The sequence below is a fragment of the Brevundimonas sp. NPDC055311 genome (assembly GCF_053645695.1).
On record NZ_JBSHMV010000002.1, the window covers coordinates 752699 to 777756 of the forward strand.

The 25058-nt window shown below is 67.3% G+C and carries 18 protein-coding genes; 9 read left to right on the forward strand and 9 right to left on the reverse strand.

Annotation, left to right across the window (positions count from 1 at the left end):
* The first annotated feature begins 119 nt into the window (after nucleotides 1-119).
* Nucleotides 120-701: a nucleotidyltransferase family protein gene (locus ACWIDZ_RS09445; protein ID WP_453990148.1), complete on the forward strand. Its 582-nt coding sequence runs from the start codon at nucleotides 120-122 to the stop codon at nucleotides 699-701.
* Here the strand turns inward: ACWIDZ_RS09445 and ACWIDZ_RS09450 are convergent.
* Nucleotides 686-1231: a hypothetical protein gene (locus ACWIDZ_RS09450; protein ID WP_453990150.1), complete on the reverse strand. Its 546-nt coding sequence runs from the start codon at nucleotides 1229-1231 to the stop codon at nucleotides 686-688. The genes ACWIDZ_RS09445 and ACWIDZ_RS09450 overlap by 16 nt on opposite strands.
* A 264-nt stretch (nucleotides 1232-1495) precedes the next feature.
* Here ACWIDZ_RS09450 and pelA point away from each other — a divergent pair, with 264 nt between their 5' ends.
* Complete coding sequence (pelA, locus tag ACWIDZ_RS09455) at nucleotides 1496-2710, forward strand: pectate lyase (protein WP_453990152.1); 1215 nt, start codon at nucleotides 1496-1498, stop codon at nucleotides 2708-2710.
* 60 nt (nucleotides 2711-2770) lie between these two features.
* Here pelA and ACWIDZ_RS09460 read toward each other — a convergent pair whose 3' ends face one another.
* Complete coding sequence (locus ACWIDZ_RS09460) at nucleotides 2771-4147, reverse strand: flavin-containing monooxygenase (RefSeq protein ID WP_453990154.1); 1377 nt, start codon at nucleotides 4145-4147, stop codon at nucleotides 2771-2773.
* Between the two features lie 540 nt (nucleotides 4148-4687).
* Between ACWIDZ_RS09460 and ACWIDZ_RS09465 the strand changes: the two genes are divergently transcribed.
* The 3 genes from ACWIDZ_RS09465 (at nucleotide 4688) to ACWIDZ_RS09475 (ending at nucleotide 7781) form a co-directional block, all read left to right on the forward strand.
* Nucleotides 4688-5644: a glycosyltransferase family 9 protein gene (locus ACWIDZ_RS09465; RefSeq protein WP_453990156.1), complete on the forward strand. Its 957-nt coding sequence runs from the start codon at nucleotides 4688-4690 to the stop codon at nucleotides 5642-5644.
* Between the two features lie 68 nt (nucleotides 5645-5712).
* Nucleotides 5713-7050 (forward strand): dihydroorotase, encoded by a 1338-nt coding sequence (locus tag ACWIDZ_RS09470; protein ID WP_346485992.1) that lies wholly within the window; start codon nucleotides 5713-5715, stop codon nucleotides 7048-7050.
* Nucleotides 7047-7781, forward strand: a complete 735-nt coding sequence (locus ACWIDZ_RS09475) for a prephenate dehydrogenase/arogenate dehydrogenase family protein (RefSeq protein ID WP_453990158.1) — start codon at nucleotides 7047-7049, stop codon at nucleotides 7779-7781. Before ACWIDZ_RS09470 ends, ACWIDZ_RS09475 begins: the two co-directional genes overlap by 4 nt.
* A 153-nt stretch (nucleotides 7782-7934) precedes the next feature.
* Here the strand turns inward: ACWIDZ_RS09475 and ACWIDZ_RS09480 are convergent, their stop codons facing one another.
* From ACWIDZ_RS09480 to ACWIDZ_RS09490, 3 genes are read right to left on the reverse strand one after another with little or no spacing between them, the layout of a single operon-like run.
* Nucleotides 7935-8864 carry an alpha/beta hydrolase gene (locus ACWIDZ_RS09480; RefSeq protein WP_453990160.1) on the reverse strand — a complete coding sequence of 310 codons (930 nt, stop codon included), beginning with the start codon at nucleotides 8862-8864 and terminating at the stop codon, nucleotides 7935-7937.
* Nucleotides 8865-8893: 29 nt separating this feature from the next.
* Nucleotides 8894-9565 (reverse strand): SdpI family protein, encoded by a 672-nt coding sequence (locus ACWIDZ_RS09485; protein WP_453990162.1) that lies wholly within the window; start codon nucleotides 9563-9565, stop codon nucleotides 8894-8896.
* Nucleotides 9558-9845 carry a metalloregulator ArsR/SmtB family transcription factor gene (locus ACWIDZ_RS09490; protein ID WP_312220071.1) on the reverse strand — a complete coding sequence of 96 codons (288 nt, stop codon included), beginning with the start codon at nucleotides 9843-9845 and terminating at the stop codon, nucleotides 9558-9560. The genes ACWIDZ_RS09485 and ACWIDZ_RS09490 overlap by 8 nt, the downstream gene beginning before the upstream one ends.
* 117 nt (nucleotides 9846-9962) lie before the next feature.
* Here ACWIDZ_RS09490 and ACWIDZ_RS09495 point away from each other — a divergent pair, with 117 nt between their 5' ends.
* Both ACWIDZ_RS09495 and ACWIDZ_RS09500 read left to right on the forward strand, forming a co-directional pair.
* Nucleotides 9963-10721, forward strand: coding sequence for a 3-oxoacyl-ACP reductase (locus ACWIDZ_RS09495; protein ID WP_453990164.1), 759 nt, complete (start codon nucleotides 9963-9965; stop codon nucleotides 10719-10721).
* 37 nt (nucleotides 10722-10758) lie between these two features.
* Nucleotides 10759-11508: an SDR family NAD(P)-dependent oxidoreductase gene (locus ACWIDZ_RS09500; protein ID WP_452110998.1), complete on the forward strand. Its 750-nt coding sequence runs from the start codon at nucleotides 10759-10761 to the stop codon at nucleotides 11506-11508.
* A gap of 18 nt (nucleotides 11509-11526) precedes the next feature.
* Here ACWIDZ_RS09500 and gltB read toward each other — a convergent pair whose 3' ends face one another.
* From gltB to ACWIDZ_RS09520, 4 genes are all read right to left on the reverse strand, one after another.
* A complete protein-coding gene (gene gltB, locus ACWIDZ_RS09505; protein WP_453990167.1) occupies nucleotides 11527-16053 on the reverse strand; it encodes a glutamate synthase large subunit in 4527 nt (1508 codons plus the stop codon).
* Entirely contained in the window at nucleotides 16050-17483 is a 1434-nt protein-coding gene (locus tag ACWIDZ_RS09510; RefSeq protein ID WP_453990169.1) for an NAD(P)-dependent oxidoreductase, read from the reverse strand. Before ACWIDZ_RS09510 ends, gltB begins: the two co-directional genes overlap by 4 nt.
* 218 nt (nucleotides 17484-17701) lie before the next feature.
* Nucleotides 17702-19036 carry a sigma-54-dependent transcriptional regulator gene (locus ACWIDZ_RS09515; RefSeq protein WP_453990171.1) on the reverse strand — a complete coding sequence of 445 codons (1335 nt, stop codon included), beginning with the start codon at nucleotides 19034-19036 and terminating at the stop codon, nucleotides 17702-17704.
* Complete coding sequence (locus ACWIDZ_RS09520) at nucleotides 19033-20790, reverse strand: sensor histidine kinase (protein ID WP_453990173.1); 1758 nt, start codon at nucleotides 20788-20790, stop codon at nucleotides 19033-19035. The genes ACWIDZ_RS09515 and ACWIDZ_RS09520 overlap by 4 nt, the downstream gene beginning before the upstream one ends.
* Nucleotides 20791-21099: 309 nt before the next feature.
* Between ACWIDZ_RS09520 and ACWIDZ_RS09525 the strand changes: the two genes are divergently transcribed.
* Both ACWIDZ_RS09525 and ACWIDZ_RS09530 read left to right on the forward strand, forming a co-directional pair.
* Nucleotides 21100-22383, forward strand: a complete 1284-nt coding sequence (locus tag ACWIDZ_RS09525; protein WP_291777417.1) for an MFS transporter — start codon at nucleotides 21100-21102, stop codon at nucleotides 22381-22383.
* 112 nt (nucleotides 22384-22495) lie between these two features.
* Complete coding sequence (locus tag ACWIDZ_RS09530) at nucleotides 22496-25006, forward strand: TonB-dependent receptor plug domain-containing protein (RefSeq protein WP_453990175.1); 2511 nt, start codon at nucleotides 22496-22498, stop codon at nucleotides 25004-25006.
* The last annotated feature ends 52 nt before the right edge of the window (nucleotides 25007-25058 follow it).

A 25058-nucleotide genomic window follows, 5' to 3' on the forward strand; every position in this document is an offset into this window, starting at 1 on the left:
AACCCTCACCCTTTCGCCTATGCCAATCGCCTTCGGCTCTTGGAGGCTCAAGCCCTCTCCCATCGGGAGAGGGGCGATCCGTCCTTGGCGCACTCGCGGAATCGCCCTCACAGGACGGCATGACCCTGGAAACTCGCCTGACCGAGATCGCCCGCGCCGACGCGGGCCTGATGCATGTGCTGACCGTGATGCGGGACCTGAACCTGCCTGACTGGCGGCTGTTCTCGGGAGCCGTCTATCAGGCGGTGTGGAACGTCCAGACGGGCCGCCAGATCGGCTATGGAATCAAGGACTACGACATCGGCTATTTTGACGCCGACACCTCCTGGGACGCCGAGGACGTCGTCATCAAGCGCGTCGCCGCCGCCTTCGCGCCGCCGGTGCGCGATCAGGTCGAGGTGCGCAACCAGGCGCGGGTCCACCTGTGGTTCGAGGGCAAGTTCGGCGAACCCTATACGCCCCTGACCTGCACCGACGACGCTCCGGCCCGCTTCGTCGCCCCGGCCTTCGCCGTCGGGGTGCGGCTGGAGGCTGACGACGCGATCAGCGTGATCGCGCCCTTCGGGCTGGAGGACGTGTTCGACATGGTCATTCGCCCCAATCCCACGCGCGACCTGGCCAGGGGCTGGGAGCGCGTGATCGCCAACGCCCGCGGCCGCTGGCCCGAGATCACGGTCGTGGAGCCTCAGGCGACGGCGTAGCGCGCCGTGATCCCGTCCGGCTGGAAGTCGTGCTGTTCGAGCCGATCCAATGAGGCGAGGACGCGCGCGGCGAAGGCGTCGGGATCGCCCTCCTCGATGGCGGGGCGCAGCCAGTCGGTCACGACGGCGCGGGCCGGATAGGTTCCGACCGGGCCGGGGACGCTGAGCGCCACCTCAATGCCTTCGGCGATCCAGCCCGCCACGGTTGCGAAGAAGTCGATCCCGACCAGGAAGTCCGAGCGGCGCAGGACATAGAGGGTGATGACGCCGTCCTCGACCCCATCGGGCCGCACGATCACGCCGCTGCGGTCCGGCCGCCAGTCGTCCGACAGTTCCACCGCGCGCCACAGGCAGAACCAGATGCGGCAGGTCTGGGGGCGGATCCGATGCACCGAACAACCCGCGCCGTCGACGCAGTAGGCGCACAGTTCGCCGGTCGGCTTGGCCAGTTCCGGCAGGTCGAGCGGGATCACGCGGCAGCATTCGACGCAGCCGCCGCAGGTCCGATCGGGAAGAAGGGGCAGGGACATGGCCGGGGTCTAGCGCATCGCGGCCGGGAAGCGGAGAGGGGACGGCGTCCCGCGTCCGGGCCGGCGCACAAAACCGCGCCGGCGGCCGTCTGGGTGCTTGCCCATCGAATGTCACCATGCAAAATGATGGACTACATAATGGAATGATGTTCGGAACGAACGCAGTCGGGAAACGCCTCAGTGAAACACGCCCTCGCCTTTTCCTTGTTAGCCTTGGCCGTTGCGGCTCCCGGCGCCGACGGCGCGCACGCCGAAGTTCTTCGGATGAATACGCCGGCGCTCGGACTGACCTTCGACCGCATCGGCGCCCTGCCGGACGACGAGCGCCCGGCGTGGCAGGCCTATCTGGAGCGGTCGCAGGCCCAGATGAAGGCGGACCGTGCGGCCCTGGCCGCCGAACTGCCGGCCGGCGCGACGCCGCCGCCGCCGCCGTTGGCCATCCGCGGCAACAGCTCTCACATGCCGCTGGATCGGCCGGCTGAATGGTACGCCGGGGCCGAGGCCCGCGCCGTCGCCGACGCGGTCGTCAGCTTCCAGACCCCGGCGGGCGGCTGGAGCAAGAACCAGGACCGCAGCATCGTCCGACTGCCGGGGCAGCGTTTCTCCAACGACGCCGAAACCATGGAGCAGAATCCGGCCAATTTCGACGCTCCGGCGGACCGCTTCTGGACCTTCGTCGGCACGCTGGACAATGACTCCACCTGGACCGAGATGCGCTATCTGGCCAAGGTCGCGGCCCAGGCGCCCGGCCCCGAGGGCGACGCCTGGCGCGCCAGCGTGATCCGGGGCGTCCATTATCTGTTGAACGCCCAGTATCCGAACGGCGGCTGGCCGCAGAACTGGCCGCTGGAAGGCGGCTTCCACGATTCCATCACCTTCAACGACAACGCCGTGGCCAATGCGGCCATGGTGCTGCGCGACGTGGCCCAGGGCACGGAAGGCTTCGGCTTCGTCCCCGCCGACCTGGAGGCGCGCGCCGCCGAGGCGGTGAAGAAGGCCATCGACGTCACCCTGGCCGCCCAGGTTCGAAAGGGCGATCAGCTTCAGGGCTGGCCGCAGCAGCTCGAACCCATGCGCCTGGTGCCCACCAGCGCCCGCAACTATGAGCCGCGTTCGATCGCCAGCGGCGAGACGACCGACGTGCTCGAGTTCCTGATGGCCGAGCCGAACCCGTCGCCGGAGGTCAAGAGGGCGATCCGCGGGGCTGTGGCCTGGCTGGAGTCGGTGCGCGTCTATGACAAGTCGTTCGAGATGACCGACGACGGCCGCAAGCTGATCGACAAGCCCGGCGCGGGACCGATCTGGTCGCGCAACTATGACCTGGTCACGGGGCAGCCCATCTTCGGCGACAAGGATCAGACGATCCACGACGACGTCAACGGCATCTCGATCGGTCGCCGCAACGGCTATTCCTGGTGGATCGGTTCGCCTCAGCGGGCGCTGGACGCCTATGCGGTCTGGTCTGCGGCCAATCCCTGATCCGGGCCGGACATGAGCATGGTCCCCTCCGAACGCTTGTCGTTCGGAGGGGATATTGCATCAGGCGCGCGCGGCTTGGCTGCGGGTCGAGGGCAGGCGCAGATAGGCCTCGAGCGAATCGTCGAACGCCTTCATCCACGGCACATGGTGGCGCGCCGCCAGGGTGCCGGTCAGGACCGACCGATAGCATTTGTCGCGATAGCCCATGATGTCGGCCTTCTTGTCCTTCTTCCACTGCAGGAAGATCCGGTTGATGTTGTCGACATCAAGATCCGGATAGTCGGTCTGGGCGATCAGGCGCTTGATGTAGTCGCCCTGATATTCAAAGGCCTGCTCATCCGTGCGAATGGCGACTTCCTTCTCGCGCCAGAGGTCGTTGGCGGCCTCCATGTCGGCGCGTGACGGAAGGGCGATGCGGTCCATGATGATGTCGCGCGTCAGCCAGGCCTGGGCGTCGAACATGTTGAAGCTGTACCAGAGGTCCTGCATCCCCAGGTAGAACAGCTTGGGATTGGGCGTGAAGACCACCCCTTCGTACAGGTTCAGCGGCCACAGGCGGTTGCTGGTCTTCAGCCGCAGCGCATCCGGCAGGAAGGGGAAGTGGTGCTTGTAGCCGGTGCACAGGATGATGGCGTCGACATCGCGGTGCGTGCCGTCGCTGAAGTGGGCGGTCTTGCCGTCCACGCGCGTCAGGCAGGGCTTTTCCTCCCAGCCCTTGGGCCAGTCATAGCCCATCGGTTGGCTGCGATAGCTGGTGGTGACCGACTTCGCGCCGTACTTGTAGCACTGTGAGCCGATGTCCTCGGCCGAATAGCTGGAGCCGATCAGCAGGACGTCCTTGCCCTTGAACTCGGCCGCGTCGCGGAAGTCGTGGGCGTGCAGGATACGGCCGGGGAACAGGTCGAAGCCCGGATAGGACGGGGCGTTCGGCGTCGAGAAGTGGCCGGTGGCGACGATCACATGGTCGAACGTCTGCGAGGTGCGGCGACCGGCGGAATAGTCCTGGGCCGTCACGGTGAACTGGCCCGACGCCTGGTCGAAGGCCACGTCCTTCACCGCCGTGTTGAAGCGGATGTACCGGCGGATGTTCGCCTTCTTCACGCGGCCCTGGATGTAGTCCCACAGGACTTCGCGCGGGGGATAGGAGGAGATCGTCTTCTTGAAATGCTCGTCGAAGGTGTAGTCGGCGAACTCAAGGCATTCCTTGGGGCCGTTCGACCACAGATAACGGTACATGCTGCCGTGAACGGGCTCGCCGTTCTCATCGATGCCGGTGCGCCAGCTGTAGTTCCACATGCCGCCCCAGTCCTTCTGCTTCTCGTAGCAGACGATTTCGGGGATGTCCGCGCCCTTGTCCTGGGCGGATTGGAAGGCGCGCAACAGGGCCAGGCCGGACGGGCCGGCGCCGATGATGGCGATACGTTTTTGCTTGGGCATATTCACCTTGGTCTGATGGGGAAGAAGTCCCGGGCGCAGGGCGGCGCGGCGGCCGAAAAACCCATGGGACTGCAGGAGGGCCGAACCACCGGAACGGGTAATGATTGAGCTGTAATTCGGGGATCGGCGAGGGTTATGAAAATCATTTCAATACATTAGAGTTCATGCGCACGAGGCGTCATGATTGATCGTTCCACTTTGTCGAAAACTGACAATGATCAAGCAAGCTGCGATCTAAAAGCTATCTCAAGGATAGTCGCCACAGAGGCTGCATATTGTCATATCAATATGGGAAGTATGCCTATTTGCTGGGCGTAAGGCAAGTTTCTGACCTCACATCACTGTGAAGGTGAGGCTGTTCCGTGCAAGGAGCGACGCCGGTCGAGTCGCGAGAGCGTCGAGCTTCCCCAGCCCGCTGCGCGGGCCGGAGGACGATGGCCGGGCTGCGGATTCACGATGCGCAGGGCCTTGGAGCGAGGTGATGAAGGCCCGCGCCATCTTCCCGCTGAATTCCGAAGGGAATCCGGCTAGACTCACCTCATGCATGGTCGTTTTCCGATCCTCTACATCGCCGAGGCGGACGCCGAGGAGGCGGTCCTGTCGTCAGGGGCGCTGGCCCAACTGGTCGAGGCGGTGCCGCAGGCGACCTTCACCGTCGTCGGCTCGCCGGCCAGCGCGCCGCTGTTCGCCGATCTGCCGCGCCTTCAGCGACTGATCATGCTTGATCGCGACGGGCGCTGGGACTGGATCGCCCTGTGGAACCAGGTGCGCGAGACCAGCTGGGGCCTGGTGGTCGACATGCGCGGCTCGACCCTGTCGGGCAAGCTGCGGCGCCAGCGGCGGGCGGTGAAGGGCAAGCCCCTGCCGGGCGTCCACCTGGTCGAACAGGCGGCGCGGACCCTGCAACTGGACGAAATTCCCGCTCCCCGCCTGTTCATCGGGCGCGATACGCAGGAGGCCGCCGACGCCCTGATCCCGGCGGGCGACGGTCCGATCCTGGCGATCGGACCGGGCGCCGACTGGATCGGCAAGCGCTGGCCGGCTGATCGCTACGCCAAGATCGCCATCTCCCTGCTGGGCGAGGGCGGGCCGCTGGCCGGCGGGAGGCTGATGATCGTGGGCGAGGAGGCGGACCGCGACGCGGCCCAGACCGTCCGCTCGGCGGTCAAGCGCGGCCGGGTGATCGAACTGCAGGGACGGCTGACGCGGCTGCAGACGGCGGCCGCCCTGTCGCACGCGACCCTCTATCTGGGCGGCGACTCCCTGTGGACCCAGTTGGCCGTGGCGGCGGGCGTTCCGGCGGTGGCGGTGTTCGGCCCTTCGGATGAGACGCTGAAGCGCCCCTGGACTGGCGTCGCCGTGCGCGGCCCGCGCACGCTTCAGGAATTTCAGGACCTGGACCCGCGCCTGAACCAGCACATTCAGCACATGATGGACCTGCCCTATGAGCGGGTGCTGAAGGCGACGAAAAAGCTGCTGGCGGAACGGGCGGCCTGATCGCCGCTCGGCTTGCGCCCCCGGCTGTTCGGCGCGCATAAGCGCCGAAGTTTCAGGAGATGCGCGCGATGACCCAGACCTATGACCTGATCGTTCGGGGCGGCGAGGTGGCCAACCACGCCGGGCGGGGCAAGGCCGACGTCGGCGTCATCGACGGCCGCATCGCCTTCATCGGCGACCTGAGCCAGGCCTCGGCGGGCGAGGTGTTCGACGCGACGGGCCTGACCGTCCTGCCCGGCGTCATCGACACCCAGGTCCACTTCCGGGAGCCGGGCCTGGAGTGGAAGGAGGACCTGGAGACCGGCAGCCGCGCGGCGGCCCTGGGCGGCGTCGTCGCCGTGTTCGAGATGCCGAACACCAACCCCAATACGACAGATCCGACCACGCTGGAGGACAAGCTGGCGCGGGCGCGCGACCGGATGTGGACGGACCACGCCTTCTACATCGGCGGCACGCATGAGAACGCCGACCATCTGGCTGAGCTGGAGCGCCTGCCGGGCTGCTGCGGGGTCAAGGTCTTCATGGGCGCCTCGACCGGCGACCTGCTGATCGCCGACGACGAAGGGGTGCGCAAGGTTCTGTCCAACGTGCGCCGCCGCGCCACCTTCCATTCCGAGGACGAATACCGCCTGGCCGACCGTCGCAATCTGGCCCGCACCGGCGACTGGACCAGCCACCCGGAAGTCCGCGACGCCGAAAGCGCCATCATGTCCACCCGCCGTCTGGTCGGACTAGCCAAGGAGACCGGCGCCCGCATCCACGTCCTGCATGTCACGACCCGCGACGAGATGGAGTATTTGCGCTTCCACAAGGACGTCGCCACCGTCGAGATCACGCCCCAGCACCTGACGCTGGCGGCGCCCGAGGCCTATCAGCGTCTCGGCGCCTACGCCCAGATGAACCCGCCGATCCGGTCGCAGGAACACGTCGACGCCCTGTGGCTGTGGGGGATGCAGCAGGGCGTGGCCGACGTGCTGGGCTCGGACCACGCGCCGCACACCAAGGAAGAAAAGTCCAAGCCTTATCCGGCCTCGCCCTCGGGGATGCCGGGGGTGCAGACGCTGGTGCCGCTGATGCTGACGCACGTCGCGAACGGCCGCCTGTCGCTGGAGCGCTTCATCGACCTGACCTCGGGCGGGGCGCAGCGCGTGTTCGGCACGGCGAACAAGGGGCGGATGGCCGTCAGCTATGACGCCGACCTGACCATCGTCGACCTGAAGGCGAAGAAGACCATCACCCACGACCAGCAGGCCACGCGCTGCGGCTGGACCCCCTTCGACGGCTTCGAGGCGACGGGCTGGCCGGTGGCGACCATCGTGCGCGGTCGCGTGGTGATGAAGGACGGAGAACTGATCGGTCAGGCGCATGGCCGCCCGGTGCGGTTCCAGGAGACGCTGGCGGGGTGAGCGCCCTCAAGCCAAAGCTCGGCCTGATCGGCTTCGGCGCCTTCGGGCGTCTGACCGCGAAGCATCTGTCGCCGTGGTTCGACATCCTAGCCCATGATCCGGCGGTCAGCGACAGCGAGGGGCTCGCCCGAATGACGACGCTGGAGGAGGCGGCCGCCTGTTCGACGGTGGTGCTGGCCGTGCCGGTGGGCGTCCTGGCCGAGACGGTCGCGGCGATCGCGCCGCATCTGGCGCCGGGCGCGCTGGTCCTCGATGTCGGCTCGGTGAAGGTGAAGCCGGCCGAGGTGATGCTGGACGGCCTGCCCGAAGGCGTCGCCATCGTCGGCACCCACCCCCTGTTCGGCCCTCAGAGCGGCAAGGACGGAATCGCAGGGCTGAGGATCGCCGTCTGTCCCGTGCGTGGCGACAAGGCGGCGTGGCGTGTCGCCGCCTTCTGCAGGAAGGCGCTGGGGCTCAAGGTCTTCGTCGTCACGCCAGAGGATCACGACCGCGAGGCGGCGACGGTGCAGGGCCTGACCCACCTGATCGCCAAGGTGCTGCTGGCCATGGAGCCGCTGCCGACACGCATGACCACGACCAGTTTCGAACGCGTCGTGCAGGGCGTCGACATGGTTCGCCACGACAGCGCGGCGGTGTTCCGCGCCATCGAACACGACAACCCCTTCGCCGCCGAGGTCCGTCGCCGCTTCTTCGACCTGGCCGAACAGGCGCGGGCGGAACTGGACGGATGACCGCTTTCCTTCTCCCCTTGCGGGAGAAGGTGGCAGGCGGAGCCTGACGGATGAGGGGTCTCTCCAAGGTAAGATGAAGGCCTGCGGCTTGCTGTCGTGAAACCCCTCATCCGGCCCTGACAGGCCACCTTCTCCCGCAAGGGGAGAAGGGGTTCATTTCAGCATGAAGTCCGCCACGGCCTCGACCACGCCGGGCGCCAGCGGCAGGGCGGGGTCCATATAGGTCGCGACATTGGCGGCGCGTTCGGCGGGCGCGACCTTTAGGACGTGGTTCACTCCGTCCCAGATCGCCAGTTCGGCGCGCGGCTGGGCGGTCTTCAGCGCCTCGGCGTCGGCGACCGTCACCTGAAGGTCCGTCGTCCCCTGACCGATGAAGATCGGGCCCTCATAGGCGGCCGCCAGCTTCGCCGGGTCCAGCGTCAGCCAGGAGATGAGGTAGGGCTGGACCGAGGGCCGGAATAGCGCCGCCAGCGACGCGGGCGGATCGGCGACCGTGCGGCCCGCTTCCAACTCCTCGACGGCGGCATAGGACTCGGTCTTCAACGGTTCGGGCAGGGCGTTCAGCTGTTCACGCAGCACGACGCCCGCCGGGCGACCGGCGCCGGACAGCAGCACTAGGCCGCAGACCTTGTCGCCCTCTCCGTCGGGTTTGGCGGCGACAGCGGCCAGAGCGACCAGCGCGCCCTCGCTGTGGCCGATCAGCCAGGCGCAGGGGCGGCCCGTCTTCGCCGCCGCCTCGGCCGCCCACGTGCGGGCGTCCTCGGCATAGGTTGAGAAGCGCAGGTCGGCTTCGGAGGGACCGGCGGCGGCGCTCTCGCCGATGCCGCGCTTGTCGATACGGACAGTGGCGACGCCGCGCTCGGCCAGGCCTTCGGCCAGCAGGCGATAGGTCGCGGCCTGAATGCCGAACTGCGGGCTGTTCCCGTCGCGATCCGTCGGTCCGGAGCCGGGAATGATGACGGCGGCTGCGCGCGTTTCGCCTTCGGGCGTCAGCAGGGTTCCATGCAAGGGCGCAGGGCTGGACGGCGACTCGACCGGCGTCGAAACCGGTGAGAGGAGCAGGGCGGCGGCGAGGGTCAGCATGGCAGTCTCCGTCGTCAGATGGGCAGGGGTCAGAAGGGTTGTCGGTCCGGATCGACGCGCCACACGCGCCAGCTCTCGAACACCGACCAGGTGGTGGCGATCAAGACGCCGATGATCAGGGCGCTGAACCCCAGAGGCTGGGGCGCGATCGGCGCGGCGACCAGTCCGGCCAGACCCAGGCCGAACATCAGCCGTCCAGCTAAGCGGTTGGAGCGTTCCCACGCCAGCTTGCTCTTGTAGTTCCACGGCGTGCGCACCCCGACGGCGACGTTGGGCCCGACGCGGCCGAGGAAGGCGCCGACCGCCAGCAACAGCAGGGCGGTCAGGGCCATGTGCGCGCCCTGGCTGGGCGGGGCGGCGCTGAACAGGGGAAAGGCGATCAGGCCGATGCAGCCGGCGAAGGCCAGCAGGCTGACCAGCTGAGCGCTCTTGAGGCTGCGTCGGCGCGCGGGATCGGTCTGCGCTCGCCGCGCGTAAAGGCTGCATCCGCCGACGGTCGCGGCGGCGACGACGCCGAGGCCGCCGATCATCCACGCGACCTGGCCGCGCGGGGCCCAGCCGTCGGCTTCTCCCGCCAGGTTGAAATGGATGGGGATCGGCGTCGTCGGGCCTGCGGTTCCGACCCAGATCGCCAGGGAGGCGACGGCGACGATCAGAATGATCGAGGCCAGGTCCAGGGCGTCCGGTTTCAGTCTAGTCATGACGGTCCTCCTCCTTTGCTGCGCCCGTCCCGCTCAGATCCATCAGGAAGGCCAGAGCCTCCTCGACCGCCGAAATCTCCAGCCGATAGCGGATCGACTGCCCTTCACGCTCGGGGCTGACCAGACCGGCCTCCTTGAGCGCGTTGAGGTGGCCGGTGATGGTCGGCCAACTCATGTCGAAGGCGGCGGCGATGTCGCCGGACGCCAGCGGCCCCTTGCGCAGCATGGCGATGATGCGCCGCCGCACCGGATGGGACAGGGCCTTGAACAGGCTGTTCATGGGAAAAGCGTACTTAGGAAATTCCCTAAATACAACCCGTGTTCGGCGAGGCGTGCTGGCGTTCACGGCAGGCGCGGCCTATGGCTGAGGTCGGTTCAGAAGCTGCGAGTTGTTCTCATGGAAATCCGCGATCAGATCGTTCTCATCACCGGCGGCGCGCGCGGCGTGGGCGCGGCGGCGGCGCGGGCCTTCGCCGGGCAGGGCGCGCGGGTGGCGATCAACTGGCGCAGCAGCGGCGAACGGGCCGAGGCGCTGGCGACGGAGCTGGGCGAGCGTGCGCTCGCCGTTCAGGCTGACGTGACGGATCGTGCAGGCGTTGACGCCATGATCGCCGGGGTCGAGGCGCATTTCGGCGGACCGGTCAGCACGGTGGTCAACAATGCACTGGACTACAGCTTCAACGGCGACGCCCGCGCCCAGATGGCCGATATTCCGTGGGCGGACATGGAGCGCCAGTTCACGACCGTTATCCGCGGCGCCCTGAACGTCATTCAGGCCACGGCGCCGGGCATGACGGCGCAAAAATTCGGCCGGGTCGTCAACATCGGCACCAACCTGTTCCAGAATCCGGTCGTGCCCTATCACGACTACACGGCCGCCAAGGCCGCCCTGCTCAGCCTGACGCGGACGGCGGCGGGCGATCTGGGGCCGTCGGGCATCACCGTCAACATGATCTCGGGCGGCCTGCTGCGCACCACCGACGCCAGCGCGGCGACGCCGGAAGCGGTGTTCGACCTGATCGCGAGCATGACGCCGTTGCGCTCGGTCACCACGCCGGAAGAGTTCGCCGACGCCGCCCTCTTCTTCGCCTCGCCGTGGAGCCGGGCGGTGACGGGACAGAATCTGGTGGTCGACGGCGGCCTGGTGCGGGATTAAGTCACCCCACAGCAGAGCCTCAGCCAGGACGGATATCATGAGCGGCGTCATTCTGATCACCGGAGCCACCTCGGGCATCGGCCGGGCGGCGGCGCGCCGTTTCGCCGGTGCGGGCTGGAAGGTGATCGCCACCGGCCGCCGTCAGGAACGTCTGGACGAACTGGTCGCCGAACTGGGCGCGGATCGGGTTCACGCCGCCGCCTTCGACATGCGGGACGAAGCCGCCATCGACGCGGCGCTGGATGCACTTCCCGAAGGCTTCCACAACATCGACGTGCTGATCAACAACGCCGGTCTGGCGCTGGGCACGGCGACGGCGCAGGAGGCTGATCTGGCCCAGTGGCGCCAGATGATCGACACCAACATCACCGGTCTGGTGACGCTGACCCACCGCCTGCTGCCGCGCCTGATCGCGCGCAAGGGGGCGATCCTGAACATCAGTTCGGTGGCTGCGACCTATCCCTACAAGGGCGGCAACGCCTACGGCGGGACCAAGGCCTTCGTGCGCCAGTTCTCGCTGGGCCTGCGGTCGGACCTGCACGGGACGGGGGTGCGCGTCACCTCCATCGAGCCGGGCATGGCCGAGACGGAGTTCACCCTGGTCCGCACCGGCGGCGACCAGGCGGCGTCCGACGCCCTCTATGGCGGCGCTCAGCCCATGACCGGCGAGGACATCGCCGAGACCCTGTTCTGGGTCGCGACCCTGCCGGCGCACCTGAACATCAATGCGCTGGAGCTGATGCCGGTCAGCCAGTCCTTCGCCGGCTTCCAGGTGGCGCGCGCCTGACGCGACGGGGGAATGACGTCAGGCCGGTTGGGCCAGCCCGACGTTGGTTTCGGCGGCTTCGGCGGCGAGGACGGTTTTCGGCGCGATCCGGACGAAGCGCGGCGCGTACTTCGGCCAATCCGCCAGGATGCGCTGGGCTAGGGGCGAGGCGGTGGCGCTGGCGTGGGCCTCGATCAAGGTCTTCAGCCGAGAGTCGGCTTCAGCATCGATGCGGCCGATCCCGGCCAGGTCGCCGTTCAGGGCCTGGGCGGCGCGACCGTCGACATCGAGCACGAACAGTTCGCCGCCGCTCATGCCCGCGGCCAGGTTCCAGCCGACCGCGCCGAGCACCACCACCCGGCCGCCGGTCATGTATTCGCAGCCGTGCGCGCCCAGGCCCTCGACCACGGCCTCGGCGCCGGAGTTACGGACGGCGAAGCGTTCGCCCGCCGCGCCCGCCACGAACAGACGGCCTGACGTCGCGCCATACAGGGTGGTGTTGCCGCAGACCTGCTGGTTCTCGCGCCACTCATGGGGGCGGACATGGATGTCAGCGCCCGACAGGCCCTTGCCGACGTAGTCGTTGACCTCGCCCGTGACGTCGAGGATCAGGCCGCGCGCGCCGAAGGCGCCGAAGCTCTGACCGGCGATGCCTTCCAGCTTCAGCTTCAGACGGCCTTGCGGGCCCTGCGGGCCGAACTTGCGGACGATGGCCGAGGACACGCCGGCGCCGGCCGTGCGCTGGGTGTTGTTCAGCGGATAGGACAGCTCCAGCGTCTGGCCGCGCTCCAGGAAGGCGCCCGCGTCCTTCAGCACCTGGGCGTCCAGGCTCTCGGGGACGGGCTGGCGCGCCTTGTCGGCCCAGCGGCCGGGCCGGTCGACATCGACCTTCATCAGCAGCGGATTGAGGTCCAGGTCGTCCAGATGCGAACCGCCGCGCCGTGTCTGACGCAGCAGGTCGGTACGGCCGACGATCTCGTCGATCGTGCGCGCGCCGATGGAGGCCAGGATTTCGCGGACCTCCTCGGCGATGAAGGAGAACAGGTTGACCACCTTCTCCGGCGTGCCGGTGAACTTGGCGCGCAGGCGCTCGTCCTGCGAACAGACGCCGACCGGGCAGGTGTTGGAATGGCATTGGCGCACCATCAGACAGCCCATGGCGATCAGGCCCGAGGTGCCGATGCCGTATTCCTCGGCCCCCAGCAGGGCGGCCAGGACCACGTCGCGGCCGGTGCGGATGCCGCCGTCGGCACGCAAGGACACGGAGGAACGCAGGTGGTTCAGGCTGAGCACCTGATGGGCTTCGGCCAGACCGATCTCCCACGGCATTCCGGCATGCTTGACCGAGGTCTGGGGCGAAGCGCCCGTGCCGCCGTTGTGGCCGGCGATCAGGATCGCGTCGGCCTTGGCCTTGGCGACCCCGGACGCAATGGCGCCGATGCCGGTGGCCGAGACCAGCTTGACCGTGACCTTGGCGTCGGGATTGATCGCCTTTAGGTCGTAGATCAGCTGGGCCAGATCCTCGATCGAATAGATGTCGTGGTGCGGCGGCGGGCTGATCAGGGTCGTGCCCGGAACGGCGTGGCGCATCCGGCCGATGAACTCGGTGACCTTGAAGCCGGGCAACTGGCCGCCCTCGCCGGGCTTGGCGCCCTGGGCCACCTTGATCTCGATCTCGCGGCACTGGTTCAGATATTCGGCGGTGACGCCGAAGCGCCCCGAGGCCACCTGCTTGACCGCCGAGTTGGCGTTGTCGCCGTTGGGACGCGGCGCATAGCGGGCCGGGTCCTCGCCGCCCTCGCCGGAGACGGCGCGCGCGCCCATCCGGTTCATGGCGATGTTCAGGGTCTCATGCGCCTCGGGCGACAGGGCGCCGAGCGACATGGCTTGCGACAGGAAGCGGCGGCGGATGTCCGAGACGCTCTCGACCTCGTGCAACTGCACCGGGGTCAGACTGTCCTTGAAGTCCAGCAGATCGCGTAAGGAAAGGTCAGGCTGCTCGCGGACGGCTTCGGAGTATTGCTTGAAGCGCTTGTAGTCGCCGCGGTTCACCGCGTCCTGCAACAGGTGGATGGTCTTCGCGTCATGGGCGTGGGCCTCGCCGCCCGCGCGGATGCGGAAGAAACCGCCCATGGACGGGGAGGGAACCGCCGCGCCGAAGGCTGCGCTGTGACGCTTCAGCGCCGCCTGCTCCAGACCGGCCAGACCGATGCCGGAGATGCGCGACTGCGCGCCGGGGAAGAACTCGGCGGCCAGGGCCCGCGACAGGCCCAGGACCTCGAATTCGCAGCCGCCGCGATAGGCGGAGATGATGCTGATGCCCTTGCGCGCCAGCACCTTCAGCAGACCGGCCTCTATGCCGTGCTTGTAGTTGAGGCAGGCGTCGTGGAGCGTCAGTCCCGGATAGGCGCCGCGATCCAGACGCTCCTGGAACAGCTCCTGCGCCAGCCACGGATTGACGGCGGTGGCGCCGACCCCGACCAGGACGGCGAAGGCATGCGGGTCCAGGGTCTCGGCGGAGCGCACCACCAGAGAGCAATAGGTGCGCAGACCAGCCGCGATCAGGCGGCCGTGCGTCCCGGCGGTGGCCAGGATCATGGGCGCGGCCAGACGCTCGGCCGAGGCGTGCTCGTCGGTCAGGACGATCAGGGTGGCGCCGTCGCGGGCGGCGGCCTCGGCTTCGTCGCGGATGCGGTCGAGCGCCTGACGCAGGCCGGCGCCGGGGCGGTCGCCTTCTGCCGGAACGGGATAGGTGCAGTCGATCACCGTGGTCGAGCCGTCGGCGACGACGCCCAGCAGGCGCTGGTACATGCCGGTGGTCAGGACCGGGCTGTCCAGCACGAAGACCTCGGTCTGGGCCTCGTCCTGGGCCAGGATATTGCCCAGGTTCTTGAAGCGGGTCTTCAGGCTCATGGCCCCGGCTTCGCGCAGGGGGTCGATGGGCGGGTTGGTGACCTGGCTGAAGTTCTGGCGGAAGTAGTGCGCCAACGGGCGCGGCAGGCTGGACAGGACGGCGGGCGGGGCGTCGTCGCCCATGGAACCCACGGCCTCCTTGCCGTCGCGGATCAGAGCGTCCAGCAGCAGGTCCAGATCCTCGCGGCTGAAACCGGCGGCGATCTGGCGACGGATCAGGGCCTCGCCGGTGGCGGCGCGCGGCTCCGGTCCGGGGCCGATGATCGGCTCCAGATCGACCATGTTGTCCAGCCAGTCGGAATAGGGCTGGGCGGCGGCCAGGGCGTCGACGGCCTCATGCTCGTCGTAGATCCGGCCATGCTTCAGATCGACGGCGATCAGCTTGCCGGGGCCGATGTGCAGGCGGCGCTTGATGCGGCCTTCGGGCAGGGGGACCAGACCGGCCTCCGAACCTGCCAGCAGCAGGCCGTCCACGGTCTCGACGGCGCGCAGGGGGCGCAGGCCGTTGCGGTCCTTGCCCGCCACGACCCAGCGGCCGTCGACGGCGCAGAGGGCGGCGGGGCCGTCCCACGGCTCCATCACTGCATTGCAATAGGCGTAGAGGGCGCGGTGCTCGGGCTTCATCACCACGTCGTCCGAAGACCAGGCCTCGGGGACCAGCAGGGCCTTGGCCAGGGGGGCGGGGCGCCCGGCGCGGACCAGGACCTCGAAGACATTGTCCAGGGCCGCCGAGTCCGAGCCGCCCGGCTGGACCACCGGCTTGACCTCCTGGTCGCGGTCGCCGAAGGCCGAGGCCGCCATGCGGATCTCGTGGCTGCGCATCCAGTTCAGATTGCCCTGAAGCGTGTTGATCTCGCCGTTGTGGGCCAGCATGCGGAAGGGCTGGGCCAGCTTCCATTCGGGGAAGGTGTTGGTCGAATAGCGCTGATGGAAGACGGCGTAGCCGGCCTCGACCGTGGGGTTGTTCAGGTCATGAAACAGCTGACCCAGCAGCTCGGCGCGGACCATGCCCTTGTAGACGATGGAGCGGGCCGACAGGGAGCAGAGGTAGAAGCCGTTCAGGCCCGAGGCCTGCACCGCCTTTTCAATGCGGCGGCGACACAGGAAGAGCTCGCGCTCCAGCTCCTCGATCTCCATGCCTTCCGGGGCGGCCAGCATGATCTGCTCGATCTCGGGCCGGGTGGCGTCGGCGCGCACGCCGACCACCGACAGGTCCATGGGCGTCTGGCGCCAGCCGTAGATGTAGAAGCCCGAGCGGATGGCCTCGGCCTCGACGATGGCGCGGGCGTGGTCCTGGGCGCCCAGGTCGGTGCGCGGCAGGAAGACCTGGCCGACGGCGATGGGGCCGGGGCGCAGGGTCTGGCCGACCGCGCGCGCCTGGGCCGCGAAGAAGGCCTGGGGCAGTTCGATCATGACCCCGGCGCCGTCGCCGGACAGGCCGTCGGCGTCGACCGCGCCTCGGTGGGCCACGGCCTTCAGCGACTTGATGGCCATCTCGACGATCTCGCGGCGCGGCTTGCCGTCGATGGCGCAGACCAGACCCACGCCGCAGGCGTCGCGTTCCGAGGACGGATCATAGGCGCCGCCTTCGATCAGTCGGGCGCGGTTTTCTTCGTACTGGGCCAGCCAATTCTGTTGCGATGCGTCGGTCATGCGGCGGCTTCCTCGGTGCGCGCGCGCAGGTAACGGTCGATTTCGGCAGCAGCGTCCTGGCCGTCGCGCACGGCCCAGACGACGAGAGAAGCGCCGCGTACGGCGTCCCCGGCGGCGAACACGCCGGGCAGGGTGGTGGCGAAACCGCCACGCGCCACCTGCAGGGTGTTCCACCTGGTCAGGCCGAGCCCGGCGTCCAGCTGTTCGCCAAAGGCCTCGGGCTCGAAGCCCAGGGCCTCGATCACCAGATCGGCAGGCAGGTCGAAGTCCGAGCCGGGCACAGGGGCGACGTCGCGACGGCCGCCGGCCGCGGCCTCGGTCAGGGCCATGCGGTGGGCGCGGACGGCGACGACGGCCTCGCCCTTGGACATCAGGGCCTTGGGCGCGCCCAGCCATTCGAAGCGGACGCCTTCCTCCTCGGCGTTCTGCACCTCGCGGGCCGAGCCCGGCATGTTGTCGCGGTCGCGGCGATAGAGGCAGACGACGCTGGCGGCCCCCTGACGGACGGCGGTGCGGACGCAGTCCATGGCTGTGTCGCCGCCGCCGACGACGACGACGTCGCGACCGGCCGCGTGGGGGGCAGAGGCATCGGCGGCGTCGCCGCAGTCGACGCGGTTCTGGGCGATCAGGAAGTCGAGCGCGGCGACGGTGTCGTTCGGACCGCGACCGGGAACGCTCAGGGTGCGGGCCTGATAGACGCCCATGGCCAGAAGGACGGCGTCGTGGCGCGCGCGCAGCTCGTCCATCGTCACATCGACGCCGACATTGGTATTCAGCATGAACTCGACCCCGCTTTCGATCAGGCGGTCGACGCGGCGCTGGACGATGCGCTTCTCCAGCTTGAAGCCGGGGATGCCGTAGGTCAGCAGGCCGCCGGCGCGGTCGTGGCGGTCATAGACGACGACGGCGTAGCCTTCGCTGCGCAGGCGATCGGCGGCGGCCAGACCGGCGGGGCCGGAGCCGACGATGGCGACGCTCTGGCCGCGTTCGGCCAGGGGGCGGATGGGCTCGACCCAGCCGTTGTCGAAGGCCGCATCGGCTATCCAGGCCTCGACCGAGCCTATGGTGACGCCGTCCCAGCCGGACTGCTGCAGGGTGCAGGCGCCTTCGCACAGACGGTCCTGCGGACAGATGCGGCCGCAGATTTCGGGCATGGTCGAGGTGGCCGAGGCGACGCGCCAAGCTTCGCGCAGGTCGCCGTCCGCCGACAACGCCAGCCAGTCGGGGATGTTGTTCTGAAGCGGACAGGCGTTCTGGCAGAAGGGCACGCCGCAGTCGGTGCAGCGCGACGCCTGGGCCGTACCGCGCTCGGCGGTCGGTTTGAGCGCGATCTCCGTGAAGGCGCGTATGCGCTGCTCGGCCGGCTGTTTCTCAAGCCGCCGCTGTTCAATCAGGAAACCGCCTGGGTTGGATCGTCCGCCTTTTTGCATCCGCTCATTAAACGGTGTGACGAAGCGACTGACAAAATATTTTTTCTTAATCTGGCTAAAAATGTAACTAACCGGAAGATTTTTTCTCTAGTTTGCTGCTTTCCGGCAGCAATGGGCCTTTCTGTGGTGTGCGATGCAGTGGGTTTTGCGAGCGTCGCTCAGGGCGCGCAACGCGTCTCGCCGGAGCGTATCCGCACGAAGCGGTCGCGAAAGTCGGGCTAGCGATAGTCCGCCGGATCGATGTTGAGGCGCTTAAACTTGCCGTAAAGCGTCTTCCTGGGCGTCGCCAGGCGGGCGATGACCTCGGAGACGTTGCCCCTGGCGGCCTGTAAGGCTTCGCGGATCAGAGCCGCCTCGAAGGCATCCACCCGATCTGTGAGACTTTGAGGCGACGGCGTCGCGGCGGGTTCGACGTCGGGGGCGTTGACCAGGGTGCTGAGGGCGAAATTGCGCAACTCCCGCACATTGCCGGGCCAGCTATGCTCCATAAGGTGTCGGCGAATGGGGTCGGATACGGCGTAGGCGTCCATCTCCGTCCCCTGCTTTCGGTCCGCCAGGAAATGCGCGAACAGCGGAAGGATATCCTCTCGTCGTTCGCGCAGCGGGGGCATCCGCAAACGCACGACGTTCAGGCGATAGAACAGGTCGGATCGGAAAGCGCCCTCTCGAGCCGCGCCTTCCAGATCGCGTTTCGAAGCGGCGATGACCCGGATATCGACAGGATAGGGCTCGCCGCCCGGCGTCAGGGTGCGTTCCTCGAGGACGCGCAACAGCTTGACCTGGACGCCGGGGCTCATGCTGTCGATCTCGTCAAGGAACAGCGTGCCCTTGTCCGCCGCCTCGATCCGGCCGACCTGGGCGGTGCGACGATAGCCGGAGCCGTCCAGCGTCTGGCCGAACAGCTCGACCTCGGCGAAGTGATCGGGGATGGCGCCGCAGTTGACCGGTATGAAGCTCTTGCCGCGTCGCTTGCTGAGGCGGTGCAGGGTCAGGGCCGCCAACTCCTTGCCGGTGCCGGTTTCCCCTTCGACCAGAACGTCCAGATCCGATGCGGCGATGCGGGCGATGGCCTCGCGCAGGGCGACCATGGCGGCGCTTTCGCCGATCAGCAGGGCGTTGGCGTGGGCGGCGGCTTCCGTCGCCGCGCGGAGCGCGCGATGCGCCAGGGCGCGGGTCCGATAGTTCTGCGCCTGATTCACGGCGTTGATCAGCCGATCCATGGCGAAGGGTTTGGTCAGGAAATCGAAGGCGCCGTCCTGCAGCGCCTGAACCGCCATCGGAACATCGGCGTGCCCGCTGATCAGAATGACGGGAATCTGCGAATCCAGTTCGCGAATGCGCGAGAACAGCTCCAGTCCGTCCATGCCCGGCATGCGGATGTCGGACACCACCACGCCGCGGAACTGAGGCGTCAGGGCGGCGAGGGCCTGGGCGGCGTCAGGCAGGGCCTGAACGACGATGGATTCAAGATCCAGCGCGTCGACGATCGCGCGCCGCAACTCGGCGTCATCCTCGATGAACAGAACCGAGGGGGGAGTTTCCGGAGTCGTCATGCGCGTCTCAATCGAACACGAAACGCAGCGCCGCCCAAGGGCGAAGCCGCCAGGGAAAGGGAACCGCCGAACTCACGGGCGATGTCTCGGGCGATGCCGAGGCCGAGGCCCAGTCCAGTCGGCTTGCTGGTGACGAAAGGCGTGAAGAGGGACCCCGCCAGCTCGGGAGAGACGCCTGGACCATTGTCGGCGATGACAATGGAAACATCCTCTTCGCCGATCTCCATGGCGACGGCGATGGTCGGGTCGGGCCGACCCTGCAAGGCGTCGGTCGCATTCTGGATCAGGTTGATGAAGATCTGCTCCAGCCGCATCTTGTCGGCGCAGACTCGCAGAGTCTCCACAGGCGGGGTCCAGTCCAGGCGAACGCCGGCCGTGCGTAAACGGTCGCCGATCAGCAGCAGGGCGCCCTCCAGCGCCTCGTTCAGGCTGACTTCGTCCACCAGCGGGGTCCGCTTGCGTGAAAAGGAGCGCAGCTCCGTCGTGATCCGCGCGACGCGGTCGGTCAGATCGACTATGGACGCCAGATCGTCCTGAACCTTGGCGATGCTGCCGCGCTGCAGATAGCGCGCGCCGTTTTCGGCGAAGGCGCGGATCGCGGCGATCGGCTGGTTGATCTCGTGGGCGACGCCGGCCGTGACCTGGCCGATCAGGCCGAGGCGGTTGGCCTGGGCCAGTTCTTCGCTGGCGGCGCGCCACCGACGGTCGGCCGCCAGGCGCCCTTGTGATTCCTCGCGCAGGCGGCGATTGGCGTCGCGCAACTCGCTGGTGCGCGCATCCACTTCCTCCTCCAGGGCCTGACGGGCGCGAACCTGGGCCAGGCGGCCCATGTGGATGCGCCAATAGGCGGCGAAGGCCATGACGGCGGCGGCCAGGACGGCGAAGACGACCAGGCGGGCCTGGAGGTTGGCGCTCCTGTAGGCCGGCTCCAGCGAAGCCACATGCAGCAGGGATGCGCCTTCGATGGCGGCAGCCGTTCTCGACGAACGAAAGCGGCCTTCCGCATCGGCCATGCTCAGGTCCCCGTCTCTATTCTGCATGAACCGGAGCGGCGACAGCGGCAGGGAGGCGAACTGAAGGGCGCTGCGGATGCCCTGATGATCTTCAGGCGTCAGCGGGCGTGTGGCGCGAAATCGCCAGGGGTCGTGGTCGGTGATGATGACGACGCCGCGAGGATCGACGACCAGGGTGTGCTCGGCCGTTCCGCTCCATTGCGCTTCCAGATCGGCGAAATCGATTTTGACGACGATGACGCCCAGGGTTCGAGCGCCGTCGTCGATCCTGCGGGCGATGAAGAAGCCTGGACGCCCGGTGACCGAGCCGACCGCAAAGAGTTCGGCCTCCCCATGGGCCATGGCGTTGAGGAAGTAGGGGCGATAGCTGAAATTCTGTCCGACGAAGCTGCCGGGCTCGTTCCAGTTGTTCGCCGCCAGCGTCAGGCCGTTCGGCGCGATGACATAGATGGCGGCCGCGTCGGTCCGCTCCGCCAGCAGCTCCAGCTTTCCGTTCAGCCGCGCCACGGAATCGGGACGGGCGTCGCTGAGCACGGCGTGGACGTCGGGGTATTCGCTCAGCACCAGGGGAAGGAGGCGGAACTTCTGGAGGGCGCCGGCCAGTTGACGCGCGCGCTTGTCCGCCTGCTCGGCGGCGGCGGCGTCCGTCGCCAGCCGGGCCTGGCGCGCAGCCCAGTAGGCGCCGCTCCAGACCGCCAGTCCGCAGCCCAGGAAGAGGCTGACCGCCACCAGCGTCAGCATGCGGTGTCGCGGCTGCAGGGCGTTTCGCACGGAACTGTGTGGTTTGCGGGACAAAAGGCGGTCTCACATGGGCGGTTTTCGGCACGCCGGAGCGGCGCGGGATCGGGACGAGACAGGCGTTAAAGTGAAGAAAAACATCGCGTTGTGAAGTTTTCGCGCGACTGCGTTGCCGCCTCGATCATCCCCATGACTATCATTCTTCATCGAGCCGTCGCAGAGCGGTTTAAGGGATTGGGGGCGCGGATATGTCAGATTTGATGAGCCGGGATCACTGCGATTGCAAGAATAGATTCTCCCGGAGCCGGTGATATGTCTTCAATGACTAACGCGCGCCGCCTCAAGAACATCATAGGTGGATCAACAGGCAATCTAGTCGAGTGGTTTGACTGGTATGCCTATGCTGCGTTCGCGCTTTATTTTGCGCCGATCTTTTTCCCGAGTGAGGATGGAACGGCCCAACTTCTGGGCGCCGCGGCCGTTTTTGCGGTCGGTTTCCTGATGCGGCCCATCGGCGCCTGGATCATGGGCGTCTACGCCGACAGACGAGGCCGCAAGGCCGGCCTGACCTTGTCGGTCACCCTGATGTGCGCCGGCTCCCTGCTGATCGGCTGCACGCCGGGGTACGCCCAGATCGGCATCGCCGCGCCGGCCCTGCTGCTGGTCGCCCGGCTGTTGCAGGGCGTCAGCGTCGGCGGAGAATACGGTTCTTCGGCCACCTACCTGTCCGAGATGGCGACGGCCAAGAACCGCGGCTTCTGGTCCAGTTTCCAGTATGTGACCCTGATCTCGGGCCAGCTTCTGGCCCTGCTGTTGCTCATCGTCCTGCAGGCGACGATGACGGATGAGGCGCTGAGCGCCTGGGGCTGGCGCATTCCCTTCTTCGTCGGGGCGGGCCTGGCCGTGGTGGTGTTCTGGCTGCGCCGGGGTCTGGACGAGACCAACGCCTTCAAGGCGGAAGACACCCGCGCCGCGCCGAAATCCAGCGCCATGCTGCTGATCCTCAAGCACCCGAAGGAAGCGCTTCTGGTGATGGGGCTGACGGCCGGCGGCACGCTCGCCTTCTATACCTACACCACCTATCTGCAGAAGTTCCTGGTCAACACGTCGGGCTTTTCCAAGGACGCGGCCACCCAGATCAGCGCTGCGGCCCTTCTGGTCTTCATGCTGCTGCAGCCCGTCGTCGGAGCCTTGTCGGACCGGATCGGGCGGCGGCCGGTGATGATCGCCTTCGGCGTGCTGGGCGTGCTCTTCACCGTGCCGATCATGTCGGCCCTGGCCACGGTGAACAGCGCGCCGGCGGCCTTCGCCCTGGCTCTTGCGGCCCTGGTGATCGTGTCCGGCTACACCGCCATCAACGCCGTGGTGAAGGCCGAACTGTTCCCGGCGCATGTGCGGGCCCTGGGCGTGGCCCTGCCTTACGCCATCGCCAACGCCCTGTTCGGCGGCACGGCCGAGTACGCCGCTCTGTGGTTCAAGTCACAGAATAACGAGAGTGCCTACTTTTGGTATGTGACGGTCATGATCGGCATATCGCTCATAGTTTTTGTTTTCATGAGAGATACTAAACATAAGAGCATGATTACTCACGATTGAAATCAGTATTAGCGAGCGTAATCACAAGAACCCGGCTGCGCAGCGAGGGGCTGTAACGCAGGTCTGGAGTGGGAGGGACTGAGCGATGATTAGGGATTTCAGTGAAGTTGGCTTGAAAGCGGCGAGCCTGGCGTCAGCCAGTCTGCTCAGCCTGACGGCGGGGACGGCGTTCGCTCAGGAACGAGCGCAGCCTGAAGCCGCCGAGGCCGCGCGGGTGGACGACATCATCGTCACCGGCGTGCGCGGAGCGCCGCGCACGGCGATCGAGAGCCCGACGCCCATCGACGTGTTCAACGCCGAACAGTTGCAGCAGGGGGCTCAGACCGGCGTGTTCGAGTCGGTGCGGTACCTGGTGCCGTCCTTCAACCTGCCGGCGCGATCCGGCGGCGGCAGCTCCACCGTCATCGCCACCGGGGCGTTGCGAGGCCTGAACCCGGACCAGACGCTGGTGCTGGTCAATGGGAAGCGTCGTCACCGGACGGCGCTGATCAATTCGGTTTCGACGCTCTACAACGGCTCGGTCGGGGTCGACCTGAACATGATCCCGTCCAGCGCCATCGCCCGGGTCGAGGTGCTCCGCGACGGGGCCGCCGCCCAGTACGGTTCGGACGCGGTGGCGGGCGTCATCAACGTCATGCTGAACTCCAGCGCCCAAGGCGGCAGCGTCTCGGTCGCCCATGGTCGAAACTTCGACCGCAATGACGGCCGCTATGTGAACCTGGACGCCAACCTCGGTCTGGCGCTGGGCGAGGACGGCTTCCTGAACCTGTCGTACAGCTTCATGGATCGCGGCGCGTCGAACCGGGCGGAGCGCATCGCCGATTCCGTGCGCCTGTATCCGCTGTTGCCCGACGGTTCGCTCGACCCGCGCGAAGCGATCATCGACCGGATGGTGACGACCAACTACGGCACCATGCCTCAGGTCTCCAACGTCTTCGGGGCGAATGCGGCCTATACGGTCAGCAATGAGCTCGAACTCTACGCCTTCGGCACCTACGGTCAGCGCAAGTCCGACCTGAGCTGGACGTGGCGGCCGCCCACCAACATCACCGTTCTGCCCGAGATCGCGCCGGACGGCCTGCGCACCCTGACCGTCATCAAGGACAAGGACTATGAGGCGGTCCTCGGCGCCCGTGGCGCTCTGGCCGGCTGGGATTGGGATCTGTCGACGGGTTACGGCTCGAACGTTTCGGACTGGGAGAACTACAGCCTGAACGCCAGCCTGGGGCCGAGCAGTCCGCGTCATTTCTACATCGGACAATTGGCGTCGGCCGAGTGGGTCAATGCGCTGGATGTGACGCGCGGCTTCACGCTCGAGAACGCCGGCGAGTTGCAGGTGTCCTTCGGCCTGCAACACCGCTGGGAGAACTACACGATCGAGCAGGGGGACGAGGCGAGCTGGATCCAGGGCGATTACGTCCGTCCGCCGGGCCAGCCGTTCGCGGGCCAGCCCCTGCCTCCCGGCACGCAGTCCACGCCGGGGTTCCGGCCTGAAGACGAGGCCGACGTTAGCCGCAACAACTACAGCGTCTATGGCGAACTGGGCTGGAATCCGACCGAGCGGTTCTATCTCGGCGGGGCCGTGCGCTACGAGAATTTCGACGACTCGGCCGGCGACACCACCATCTACAAGATCAGCAGCCGGTATGAGTTGAACGACTGGGCCGCGCTGCGGGCTTCGTTCAACACGGGCTTCCGCGCTCCCAGCCTGGCGCAGCAGGCCTATTCCGCCACCACCAGCCAGTTGCGCGACATCCGGGGCACTGGGGTCGCCGAGTCCCTGCGGTTGAAGAACTTCCAGGTCAATTCGCCGGAGGCGATCGCCCTGGGCGCGAAGCCGCTGACGCCGGAAATGTCGGAGAACCTGAGCGTGGGCTTCACCCTGACGCCCTTCTCAAACTTCGTCCTGACGTTTGACGCCTATCAGATCGACGTCGCCGATCGCATCGCCGTCACGACGACCTTCTCGCCGATCGATACGCGTCTGTCGGCGGACGGGGTGACGACCATCGGCGAACAGCTTCAGGCCATCATGGTGGCCAACGGCCTGTCGCCGGATGTCAGCGGTCAGTACTACACCAACGCCATCGACACGCGGACGCGCGGCTTCGACATCGTCGCGACCTACAAGTACGGCACGGTCGGTTTCGGCGATTTCGATTTCAGCTTCGGCTACAATCAGAACGAAACCGAGATCACCGGCATCATCGACAATCCGCCGGAGCTGGCGGCGCTGGGCGATATCGTCATCTTCGACCGCAGCAAGCAGGCGGCGCTGACGGAATCCTTGCCGAAATCCAAGATCTCGCTCAACGGCGGCTGGACGCTGGATCGGCTCAGCGCCAACCTGCGTCTGACGCGGTTCGGCGAATACACCACGCGACACTCGTCCAATCCGGCATTGGACCGCGAGATCGAAGCCGCCTGGATCACCGATCTTCAGGTCAACTACGACGTGACGGACGCCGTTCGCCTGACGCTGGGCGCCAACAACATCTTCAACGTCTACCCGACCAAGATTCAGGAGCCGTCGGCCGACCTGGGCAATGGGATGTACAGCGGGCTTGCGCCGTTCGGCTTCACCGGCGGATCCTGGTTCGTACGCGCCGCCTACAAGTGGTGATCTAGGGGAACGTTCCGGGGGCGCCGCTGCAACGGCGTCTCCGGATCTGGGT

Coding starts and splice junctions, on each gene's coding strand:
- ACWIDZ_RS09500 (WP_452110998.1), top strand. CDS start 10,759: ATGAGCGGCGTCATTCTGATCACCGGAGCCACCTCGGGCATCGGCCGG.
- ACWIDZ_RS09490 (WP_312220071.1), bottom strand. CDS start 9,845: ATGAACAGCCTGTTCAAGGCCCTGTCCCATCCGGTGCGGCGGCGCATC.
- ACWIDZ_RS09485 (WP_453990162.1), bottom strand. CDS start 9,565: ATGACTAGACTGAAACCGGACGCCCTGGACCTGGCCTCGATCATTCTG.
- ACWIDZ_RS09525 (WP_291777417.1), top strand. CDS start 21,100: ATGTCTTCAATGACTAACGCGCGCCGCCTCAAGAACATCATAGGTGGA.
- ACWIDZ_RS09460 (WP_453990154.1), bottom strand. CDS start 4,147: ATGCCCAAGCAAAAACGTATCGCCATCATCGGCGCCGGCCCGTCCGGC.
- ACWIDZ_RS09465 (WP_453990156.1), top strand. CDS start 4,688: ATGCATGGTCGTTTTCCGATCCTCTACATCGCCGAGGCGGACGCCGAG.
- ACWIDZ_RS09515 (WP_453990171.1), bottom strand. CDS start 19,036: ATGACGACTCCGGAAACTCCCCCCTCGGTTCTGTTCATCGAGGATGAC.
- ACWIDZ_RS09480 (WP_453990160.1), bottom strand. CDS start 8,864: ATGCTGACCCTCGCCGCCGCCCTGCTCCTCTCACCGGTTTCGACGCCG.
- pelA (WP_453990152.1), top strand. CDS start 1,496: ATGAATACGCCGGCGCTCGGACTGACCTTCGACCGCATCGGCGCCCTG.
- gltB (WP_453990167.1), bottom strand. CDS start 16,053: ATGACCGACGCATCGCAACAGAATTGGCTGGCCCAGTACGAAGAAAAC.
- ACWIDZ_RS09520 (WP_453990173.1), bottom strand. CDS start 20,790: ATGCTGACGCTGGTGGCGGTCAGCCTCTTCCTGGGCTGCGGACTGGCG.
- ACWIDZ_RS09445 (WP_453990148.1), top strand. CDS start 120: ATGACCCTGGAAACTCGCCTGACCGAGATCGCCCGCGCCGACGCGGGC.
- ACWIDZ_RS09495 (WP_453990164.1), top strand. CDS start 9,963: ATGGAAATCCGCGATCAGATCGTTCTCATCACCGGCGGCGCGCGCGGC.
- ACWIDZ_RS09470 (WP_346485992.1), top strand. CDS start 5,713: ATGACCCAGACCTATGACCTGATCGTTCGGGGCGGCGAGGTGGCCAAC.
- ACWIDZ_RS09510 (WP_453990169.1), bottom strand. CDS start 17,483: ATGCAAAAAGGCGGACGATCCAACCCAGGCGGTTTCCTGATTGAACAG.
- ACWIDZ_RS09450 (WP_453990150.1), bottom strand. CDS start 1,231: ATGTCCCTGCCCCTTCTTCCCGATCGGACCTGCGGCGGCTGCGTCGAA.